Below are 1,510 nucleotides of genomic sequence, written 5' to 3'. Positions count from 1 at the left end.
GCAGGGACTTTTCGACCATCGCCAGCTTGAACTCCATGGAGTAGTTGGCTCGCGGTTTTTTGGGCTCTGTCATAGATAGTGTCCACTTAAAATAGGTGGACACCATCCTTAATCATCCCTGTCGAAAGCGAAAGACGTCCTATATGGGGCGCTTACAGAGACCCAGCGAGTCCTGGTTATAGCCGCGCACATGGGCACCCACTTCTTCCACGCCGCGCCCGGTCAGCAGTTGACCGTCAGCGTCAATCACCCCGTGGTAGCCGATACTGGTCAAACCGTTATCATTGGCCGGGGCGTCACGGTGAAAACCGCGCGCCCGATGCCAGCGGTCAATCACCTGGGCGGCGGTTTCGCCGTCCCGGCCCAGAACGCGACCATTGGGCGTGGCGGCGCAGTGAATGATGATGCGATGAATGACGCGGGACATAAAAAACCTCATGCAGAACATGAGGCTATTGTGGCGAAAGGCGGGCGGCGGTGCTGATGACGGGGGCGTAGAGGGTAATTCTTAGAACAGGGTGGGTTGCTCCGGCGGCGGCCCCGCCTGACGCTGGCGCACCAGCTCGCGGGCGCGGGTCGCGGCGATGCCATAGCGCGGACACAAGAGCGTCAGGGCCATGGTGGTGGACTCTCCCTGCGCCCGCAGCCGGTCCAGCTCGGCCAGGAAGCAGCGGTTACGCCAGGCGCGCCACGCCTTGTCGCAGCGGGGGATATACAGCTCCTCGCCGCCAAAATGGTGCATCAGCAGCGTCACCTGCGCCGGCGTCAGCACCTCCTGCAGCAGGGCAATGCGTCGCTCCCCCGCGCCGCGCAACCCCTTGCCGATGCGAAACGGCACCCCGCCGAAATGGCGGATAAGCGCCTCGGTGGCCGGAAAACCTATCAGGCCGGCAATCTGCTGCACCGACTCTGGCAGCAATGCCTGCACCTCGGCGTAATCGGGCTGCAGCGACGGTTGCATTACAGTCTCCCGTGCCGTTTGGCGTCCATAATCAGCATTTGCATCAGCCGGCGCACCTGCGCATCATCGAGCCATTCTACGAGCTTTTTTTCGCCCAGCATACGCACAATCATGCCATCGAGGTAGCCCCAGGGCCGCCCGGCGCTGGCGAGCAGCGCCTCAATCTTGCTGAGCATCCCCTGACGCCCCGCTGCCACACGGGGCTTGCGGCCCTGTTTGGGTAACGTGGTAAAACCCTGGCGGCGCATATAGCGCACCACCCGCGCCAGCTCCGCGGCAGTGCAGTCCCTGGCGCTATTTTTACCGGTCTCGCGCAGCAGGACGCCCCGGTAGGTCTCTTCATCCCAGCCGAGTGTATTTTTACCCGTATGCACAATTTTAATCAGATTTTTCATGAGCATCTTCCTTTCACTGGAGAAAGGGGTCATGACTCAGATTTGCTGATAATGGTGAATGGTCATATACCATCCAATGATCTTGTCATGCATCGTTTCTGATTTTGAAAAGCAAATGGTCTTACGAGCAAGACGTTTAATGTGGGTACGTAAA

At 59.7% G+C, this 1,510-nt stretch carries 4 protein-coding genes; all 4 read right to left on the bottom strand.

Features of this window, described 5'->3' with window-relative positions:
• Positions 1-139 precede the first annotated feature (139 nt).
• Positions 140-427 carry a peptidoglycan recognition protein family protein gene (locus tag CINSTRO3249_RS15795; protein WP_074013899.1) on the bottom strand — a complete coding sequence of 96 codons (288 nt, stop codon included), beginning with the start codon at positions 425-427 and terminating at the stop codon, positions 140-142.
• Positions 428-508: 81 nt separating this feature from the next.
• The gene (locus tag CINSTRO3249_RS15790; protein ID WP_074013898.1) at positions 509-961 is read right to left on the bottom strand and encodes a hypothetical protein; all 453 of its coding nucleotides are present in this window, start codon (positions 959-961) and stop codon (positions 509-511) included.
• On the bottom strand, positions 961-1,356 hold the full coding sequence (locus CINSTRO3249_RS15785) for a gp16 family protein (RefSeq protein WP_084790287.1): 396 nt from the start codon (positions 1,354-1,356) through the stop codon (positions 961-963). The genes CINSTRO3249_RS15790 and CINSTRO3249_RS15785 overlap by 1 nt, the downstream gene beginning before the upstream one ends.
• A gap of 36 nt (positions 1,357-1,392) precedes the next feature.
• The coding region (locus tag CINSTRO3249_RS15780; protein WP_217265379.1) for an IS1 family transposase at positions 1,393-1,510 on the bottom strand (118 nt) is incomplete at its 5' end.

Origin of the sequence: Candidatus Sodalis sp. SoCistrobi (assembly GCF_900143145.1) — a bacterium.
Classification (GTDB): Bacteria; Pseudomonadota; Gammaproteobacteria; order Enterobacterales; family Enterobacteriaceae; genus SoCistrobi.
The sequence above is the reverse complement of the archived record's forward strand: the minus strand, read 5'-3'. Positions and strand labels throughout refer to the sequence as shown.